Origin of the sequence: Vibrio sp. 03-59-1 (genome assembly GCF_013114135.1) — a bacterium.
Classification (GTDB): Bacteria; Pseudomonadota; Gammaproteobacteria; order Enterobacterales; family Vibrionaceae; genus Vibrio; species Vibrio cortegadensis.
In genome coordinates, this window is the sequence record NZ_VTYA01000014.1 from 88,259 (window position 1) to 96,293 (window position 8,035).

Genomic DNA, 8,035 nt, shown 5'->3' on the forward strand with positions numbered 1-8,035 from the left:
GATTACTCTTTATCTTCTAACTCGATGTTGATACCTAGCGAGCGAATCTCTTTCAACAATACGTTGAACGATTCTGGCATGCCTGGTTCCATGCTGTGATCGCCATCTACGATGTTCTTATACATCTTAGTACGGCCATTCACATCATCCGACTTCACAGTCAACATTTCTTGTAGAGTATATGCAGCACCGTATGCTTCTAGTGCCCATACTTCCATCTCACCGAAACGCTGGCCACCGAACTGAGCTTTACCACCAAGTGGTTGCTGAGTTACTAGGCTGTAAGAGCCAGTCGAACGCGCGTGCATCTTGTCATCAACCAAGTGGTTCAGTTTTAGCATGTACATGTAACCAACAGTTACAGGACGCTCGAACTGATCACCTGTACGGCCATCAAATAATTTTAGTTGACCAGATTCAGGAAGGTCACCTAATTTCAATAGCTCTTTGATCAACGTTTCAGAAGCACCGTCGAACACAGGCGTAGCGATTGGTAGACCACCACGTAGGTTCTGAACCAAGGTACGCACTTGATCATCAGACAGTTCAGCAATATCAACTTTCTGACGAGTGTTACCGAGATCATAAACCGTCTGTAGGAAGTTACGGAACTTATGCAGTTCTTGTTGTTCCTTCAGCATTTGGTTGATCTTGTCACCGATACCTTTCGCAGCCAAACCTAAGTGTACTTCTAGGATCTGACCGATGTTCATACGTGATGGTACACCCAGTGGGTTCAACACGATGTCTACAGGTTGACCTTTCTCATCGTATGGCATGTCTTCAACAGGGTTAATCTTAGAGATTACACCTTTGTTACCATGACGACCCGCCATCTTATCACCAGGCTGGATACGACGTTTCACCGCTAGGTAAACTTTAACAATCTTAAGAACGCCAGGCGCTAGATCATCACCTTGAGTGATTTTACGACGTTTAGTCTCAAACTTCTTATCGAAGTCTGCTTTAAGCTCATCCCACTGCTCAGCAAGTTGCTCAAGCTGTGATTGTTGCGCTTCGTCATCTAACGTTAGTTCTAGCCACTTCTTACGATCAATCGCATCAAGCTTAGCTTCAGAGTAACCACCATTGAGTAGTGCAGTACGAACACGAGCTAGTAGACCACCTTCAAGAATCTGGAATTCTTCAGTTAAGTCTTTCTTAGCATCTTTCAGCTGCATTTGTTCAATTTCAAGCGCACGCTTGTCTTTCTCTACGCCATCGCGAGTGAAAACTTGAACATCAATGATCGTACCTGAGATAGAGTTAGGTACACGTAGTGATGTATCTTTAACATCTGATGCTTTCTCACCGAAGATAGCACGTAGTAGCTTCTCTTCAGGAGTCAGTTGTGTTTCACCTTTAGGGGTTACTTTACCAACTAGGATGTCGCCACCCTTAACTTCAGCACCAATGTAAACGATACCTGACTCGTCTAGTTTAGACAGAGCAGATTCACCTACGTTTGGAATATCAGCAGTGATCTCTTCAGAACCCAGCTTAGTATCACGAGCCACACAAGATAGTTCTTGAATGTGAATTGTCGTGAAACGGTCTTCTTGAACTACGCGCTCAGATACTAAGATCGAGTCTTCGAAGTTGTAACCATTCCAAGGCATAAATGCGATACGCATGTTTTGACCAAGCGCTAGCTCACCAAGGTCTGTTGAAGGACCATCAGCAATTACATCACCGCGAGATACTGGTTCACCAGGTAGCACGGTTGGGCGTTGGTTAATACATGTATTTTGGTTCGAACGTGTGTACTTAGTTAGATTGTAGATGTCGATACCCGCTTCGCCAGGTACTAACTCGTCTTCATTAACCTTAACTACGATACGAGACGCGTCAACAGACTGAATCATACCGCCACGTTTAGCGACTGCAGTTACACCTGAGTCAACCGCTACGTTACGTTCGATACCTGTACCTACTAACGGCTTATCAGCTTTTAGTGTTGGTACAGCTTGACGTTGCATGTTCGCACCCATCAATGCACGGTTCGCATCATCGTGTTCTAGGAACGGGATAAGCGAAGCAGCGATAGATACTACTTGGTTTGTTGCAACGTCCATGTAGTTTACATGGTCGCGAGGGTGAAGACCTGATTCACCTTTTTGACGAGCAGTAATCAACTCATCAGCAAAAGATCCAGATTCAGTAAGAGCAGCGTTCGCCTGAGCGATAACAAACTGGCCTTCTTGAATAGCAGACAGGTAATCAACTTCGTCAGTAACTACACCATCAACAACACGACGATAAGGCGTTTCTAAGAAACCGAAATCGTTACAACGTGCAAATGCTGAAAGTGAGTTAATCAAACCGATGTTTGGACCTTCAGGCGTTTCGATCGGACATAGACGACCGTAGTGAGTTACGTGTACATCACGTACTTCAAAGCCTGCGCGTTCACGAGTAAGACCACCAGGACCTAAAGCAGAAATACGACGCTTATGCGTTACTTCTGACAATGGGTTGTTTTGGTCCATAAACTGTGAAAGCTGTGAAGAGCCAAAGAATTCTTTAACAGCGGCAGAAATAGGCTTAGCATTGATCAGGTCTTGAGGCATGATTGCATCAAGGTCACCAAGGCTCAAACGCTCTTTAACTGCACGTTCTACACGAACTAAACCAACACGGAATTGGTTTTCTGCCATCTCACCAACAGAACGGATACGACGGTTGCCAAGGTGGTCGATATCGTCCACTTCGCCTTTACCGTTACGAATGCCGATCAGTTTACGCATTACTGCGATGATGTCAGTTTCGTCTAGCGTACCTTGCTCACCAGCATCTTCACGCTCAATTGAACTGTTAAACTTCATACGACCAACAGTCGATAAGTCATAACGTTCTTCTGAGAAGAATAAGCTTTCAAACAAAGATTCAGCTGCTTCTTTCGTTGGTGGCTCGCCAGGGCGCATCATGCGGTAGATTTCAACTAGAGCTGAAATACGATCTACTGTGCTGTCAACACGCAATGTGTCAGACATGAACGAACCATTGTCTAGGTCGTTAGTAAATAATACTTCTAGTTGCTTATGACTTGCCTGTGACAAGTTAGCAAGAGCTTCTAAGCTGATTTCTTGGTTTGCACCAACAATAACTTCGCCAGTCGCTTCATCAATGTAGTCTTTAGCCGCAACTTTGCCAACGATGTACTCAACAGGTACTTCGATGAAATCAACGCCATCTTTTTCAAGTTGACGGATATGACGCGCAGTTACGCGACGGCCAGTTTCTACATAAACTTTACCATTTGCTTCAATGTCAAATGATGCAGTTTCACCACGTAAACGCTCTGGAACAAGTTCCATAAGTAGCGTTTGATCTTTAACTTCGAAGTTCACTTTGTCGAAGAACAGATCTAGGATCTCTTCTGTCGTTTTACCAAGTGCACGAAGAATGATCGACGCAGGTAATTTACGGCGACGGTCAATACGTACGTATAAGTTATCCTTAGGATCGAACTCAAAGTCTAACCATGAGCCACGGTAAGGGATTACACGTGCGTTATATAGAACTTTACCAGAAGAGTGGGTCTTACCCTTATCGCTGTCGAAGAACACGCCTGGGCTTCGGTGCAGCTGGGATACGATAACCCTCTCGGTACCATTAATTACGAAGGTACCATTGTCTGTCATAAGCGGAATTTCGCCCATGTAGACTTCTTGTTCTTTAATGTCTTTTACGGTACCTGCCGGTGCATCTCGATCAAAAATAACTAAACGTAATTTTACGCGTAGTGGTTTTGAATAAGTTACACCACGGATTTGACATTCTTTAACATCAAAAACTGGCTCACCAAGACGATAGCTAACGTATTGCAGCTCGGAATTGCCGTTATAGCTCTGAATTGGAAATACAGAACGAAAAGCAGCCTCAAGACCGTATTGTCCTTCTGGATCCTGTTCAATAAATTTATCGAAAGAATCAAGCTGGATCGATAGCAGGTATGGAATGTCCAAAACTTGTGGACGAGTACCAAAATCCTTACGGATGCGCTTTTTCTCGGTATAAGAGTAAACCATGGGGTTCCTCAGCTCGCTGATAAGTGACCCAAACTACCCAATCTCTGCTCCTTAATCTTTTGCTAAGGAGGGGGGTAGTGACTAACAACTGTTTTCCAGTAGTGGTATTTCGACAAAGTTTATGCGAAATACTTTTGCTCAGATAAAGGTGCAAAAACAGCGGAAAATTCACCTATACCCTACAGCGCAAAAAGGCCGGTGGTTAATAAACCACCAGCCATTAGCCGTTAGGCTAAGAAATCAAGTAATAATTACTTGATTTCAACAGTTGCACCAGCTTCTTCTAAAGTCGCTTTAAGCGCTTCAGCTTCAGCTTTTTCAACGCCTTCTTTTAGAGATGCAGGAGCTGAGTCAACTAGACCTTTAGCTTCTTTCAGGCCAAGACCTGTTGCGCCGCGTACAGCTTTGATTACAGAAACTTTGTTTCCGCCAACTGCAGTTAGAACTACGTCGAATTCAGTTTGCTCTTCTGCAGATTCTGCAGCAGCGCCACCAGCAACAACTGCAGCAGCAGCAGTTACACCGAATTTCTCTTCCATAGCTTCGATAAGCTCAACAACTTGCATTACAGACATTTCTGCAACTGCGTCTAGGATTTGCTCGTTAGTAATAGACATAACAATTCTCTTTTAAGTCAACAATAAGTTTAAATAGTAACCAATTTAAAGCAGGGCTTATGCCGCAACTTCTTCTTTTTGGTCACGAACAGCAGCGATAGTACGTACCAGTTTACCAGCAGAAGCTTCTTTCATGCACATCATTAGGCGTGCGATTGCTTCGTCGTAAGTTGGTAGTGTCGCTAGTACATCAGCATCAGTAACTGCGCCTTCAAATGCAGCAGCTTTGATCTCGAAGTCTTTATTCTCTTTAGCAAAGTCTTTAAAAAGACGTGCTGCAGCACCTGGGTGCTCGTTAGAGAATGCAAGTAGAGATGGACCAGTAAATGTGTCTTGTAGACACTCATACTCAGTACCTTCTACTGCACGACGTGCTAGTGTGTTACGAACAACTCTCATGTAAACACCCGCTTCACGCGCTTGTTTACGTAGAGAAGTCATCGCGCCAACAGTAACGCCACGAGAGTCAGCTACAACTGCAGAAAGTGCACCACTGGCTGCTTCGTTGACTTCAGCAACAATTGCTTTTTTGTCTTGAAGATTTAAAGCCATTTGGATTAACCTCTGGTTGTGATTACAGCACTCACTACGTTATGTAGAGAGCGTTTACGATATATTCATGAACGCCAAAAAATGACCTACAATCCTAAATCGCCTACGTAGGTTGCATTAAGCCATCAATATCATTCGATAAATAACAGCGCCTACGGTCTTGGAGATAGATGAGAATTGAATTGCTTCAAAATTCACCCAACCACAATTTATTAGGCGACGAATTATACACTAACTCATCGCCTATGCAAATTAGTTTACTGTAGTGTTCAAGCTTGCTTGATCAACAGTAACACCAGCACCCATAGTAGTAGAGATGCTTACTTTCTTCAGGAAAGTACCTTTCGCTGAAGAAGGCTTAGCTTTCTTAAGAGCAACTAGAAGAGCTTCTAGGTTTTCTTGAAGCTGTGAAGCTTCGAAAGATGCTTTGCCGATAGTAGTGTGGATGATACCGTTTTTGTCGTTACGGTAACGAACCTGACCCGCTTTAGCATTTTTAACTGCTTCAGCAACGTTAGGAGTTACAGTACCAACTTTAGGGTTTGGCATAAGACCGCGAGGACCTAGGATTGTACCTAGTTGACCAACAACACGCATTGCATCTGGAGATGCAACAACTACGTCGAAGTTCATTTCGCCTTTCTTAACTTGCTCAGCAAGGTCTTCCATGCCTACGATGTCTGCGCCAGCTGCTTTAGCTGCTTCTGCGTTTGCACCTTGAGTGAACACAGCAACGCGGATATCACGACCAGTACCGTGTGGTAGCACAGTTGCGCCACGAACGTTTTGATCAGATTTACGAGCGTCAATACCAAGATTAACTGCTACATCAACGCTTTCTACGAATTTAGCTGTTGCTAGTTCTTTAAGAAGAGCTACTGCTTCGTTGATTTCGTATTCTTTAGTCACTTCAACTTTGTCGCGGATAACGCGCATACGCTTAGTAAGTTTTGTCATTTTATTAACCCTCTACCACTAGGCCCATTGAACGAGCAGTACCTGCGATAGAACGCTTCATCGCTTCGATGTCTGCGCCAGTCATGTCTGCAGCTTTAGTTTCTGCGATCTCTTGAACTTGAGCGTCAGTAACAGTACCAACTTTCTCAGTGTTCGGACGACCAGAACCAGACTTAATGCCAGCAGCTTTCAGAAGAAGAACTGCAGCAGGTGGAGTCTTAGTTACGAACGTGAAAGAACGATCGCTGTATACTGTGATAACAACTGGAGTCGGTAGACCTTTCTCTACTGATTCTGTTTTTGCGTTGAACGCTTTACAGAATTCCATGATGTTAACGCCGTGTTGACCTAGAGCAGGACCAACCGGTGGACTTGGGTTTGCCATACCAGCTGCTACTTGCAGTTTGATATAAGCTTCAACTTTCTTAGCCATGATATTTCCTAAATTTTGGGTACTAACGCCAACCTATTGGTGAGCTCCCCGTTTGTAAAATTCTTTTCCGCAATAGCGTAAAAAGGCGCGAAATTATAATCACATTTCACGCCTATAACAAGTCTAAAAGACCAGTTTTTAATCAAGTTTTTCCACTTGACCGAATTCAAGCTCAACAGGCGTAGCACGACCAAAGATCGATACTGACACTTTAATGCGGCTTTTCTCGTAATCTACTGATTCAACTGTACCGTTGAAATCTGCAAATGGACCATCATTAACTCGAACCACTTCACCAGCTTCAAACATCGTTTTAGGACGTGGAGCTTCGCTCGCTTTCTCTAAACGATTCAAGATAGCATCAGCTTCTTTGTCGGTGATTGGTGCCGGACGATCAGAGGTACCACCAATGAAGCCCATAACACGTGGAATGCTACGAACTAAGTGCCATGATTCATCATTCATGATCATTTGCACAAGTACGTAACCAGGGAAGAACTTACGTTCGCTTTTACGACGTTGTCCTGCACGCATTTCTACCACTTCTTCAGTCGGTACAAGTACGTCACCAAAGAATTCTTCCATGTCATGCATTTTAATATGTTCGCGTAACGATTGAGATACACGACCTTCATAACCAGAAAAGGCTTGAACTACATACCAACGTTTTTTTGGAGCTTCACTCATGAATTAGAATCCTCACACACCAGTTGCGAATGCAACAAGACGAACCATAATGCCGTCAATGCCCCATAGCACTAATGCCATTACAATACATACAGCTAATACGATCAACGTAGTTTGCATAGTTTCTTGGCGAGTAGGCCAAACAACTTTGCGAACTTCTACTCGAGACTCTTGAGCAAAAGAGATCGCAGCTTTACCTTTAGTTGTTGTTGCCGCTGTGCCTAATGCACCTGCGATAAGAACAACGACACCTGCAACGCGAATTACTACCGATAATTCACCATACAGGTAATTACCCACAACAGCGGCGGCTAACAGAGCAAAAGCGATAAACCACTTAAAAGTATCTGCTGCACTTGAGCTATCAGGAGTTTCAGCATTTGCTTTCATAAAACCAACCTGTGATAAGTCATAAATATAGACGACAATACCCCGCTGTTGCAGGGCTATTTCCTTGTAACCACTCCAAAACATTCACAGAGCCGCTACTTTATTTATCGATTAAGATAAACTTAACCTTTTTTCTATGCTTTTAAAGTAAAAACTGATGAAAAAACCATCAAATCTACTCTTTTATATAACCTTAAAGGTTAACACAGAAAAAAGGGCATCAAATGATGCCCTTTTTACTAGTAGTTAGTCAAATCTTAAGCAAAGATTTTAGCAACAACACCAGCACCAACTGTACGGCCACCTTCACGGATTGCGAAGCGTAGACCGTCGTCCATTGCGATTGGAGCGATTAGCTCAACCGTCAT

General features: G+C 43.6%; 7 protein-coding genes and 1 pseudogene. All 8 read right to left on the reverse strand.

Annotation, left to right across the window (positions count from 1 at the left end; translation table 11 throughout):
• Positions 1-2: 2 nt before the first annotated feature.
• Positions 3-4,031, reverse strand: coding sequence for a DNA-directed RNA polymerase subunit beta (rpoB, locus tag F0249_RS14990; protein WP_017053182.1), 4,029 nt, complete (start codon positions 4,029-4,031; stop codon positions 3-5).
• A gap of 251 nt (positions 4,032-4,282) precedes the next feature.
• Positions 4,283-4,648: a 50S ribosomal protein L7/L12 gene (gene rplL / locus F0249_RS14995; RefSeq protein WP_113795397.1), complete on the reverse strand. Its 366-nt coding sequence runs from the start codon at positions 4,646-4,648 to the stop codon at positions 4,283-4,285.
• Between the two features lie 57 nt (positions 4,649-4,705).
• Positions 4,706-5,200 carry a 50S ribosomal protein L10 gene (gene rplJ, locus F0249_RS15000; protein ID WP_045103110.1) on the reverse strand — a complete coding sequence of 165 codons (495 nt, stop codon included), beginning with the start codon at positions 5,198-5,200 and terminating at the stop codon, positions 4,706-4,708.
• Positions 5,201-5,452: 252 nt separating this feature from the next.
• Positions 5,453-6,157 carry a 50S ribosomal protein L1 gene (gene rplA, locus F0249_RS15005; protein WP_113795396.1) on the reverse strand — a complete coding sequence of 235 codons (705 nt, stop codon included), beginning with the start codon at positions 6,155-6,157 and terminating at the stop codon, positions 5,453-5,455.
• A gap of 4 nt (positions 6,158-6,161) precedes the next feature.
• The gene (gene rplK / locus F0249_RS15010; protein WP_113795395.1) at positions 6,162-6,590 is read right to left on the reverse strand and encodes a 50S ribosomal protein L11; all 429 of its coding nucleotides are present in this window, start codon (positions 6,588-6,590) and stop codon (positions 6,162-6,164) included.
• Positions 6,591-6,728: 138 nt separating this feature from the next.
• The gene (gene nusG / locus F0249_RS15015; RefSeq protein ID WP_017053177.1) at positions 6,729-7,277 is read right to left on the reverse strand and encodes a transcription termination/antitermination protein NusG; all 549 of its coding nucleotides are present in this window, start codon (positions 7,275-7,277) and stop codon (positions 6,729-6,731) included.
• 12 nt (positions 7,278-7,289) lie between these two features.
• Complete coding sequence (gene secE, locus F0249_RS15020; protein ID WP_017053176.1) at positions 7,290-7,667, reverse strand: preprotein translocase subunit SecE; 378 nt, start codon at positions 7,665-7,667, stop codon at positions 7,290-7,292.
• 257 nt (positions 7,668-7,924) lie between these two features.
• Positions 7,925-8,035 (reverse strand): annotated as a pseudogene (locus F0249_RS15025) (elongation factor Tu); the annotation flags it as partial.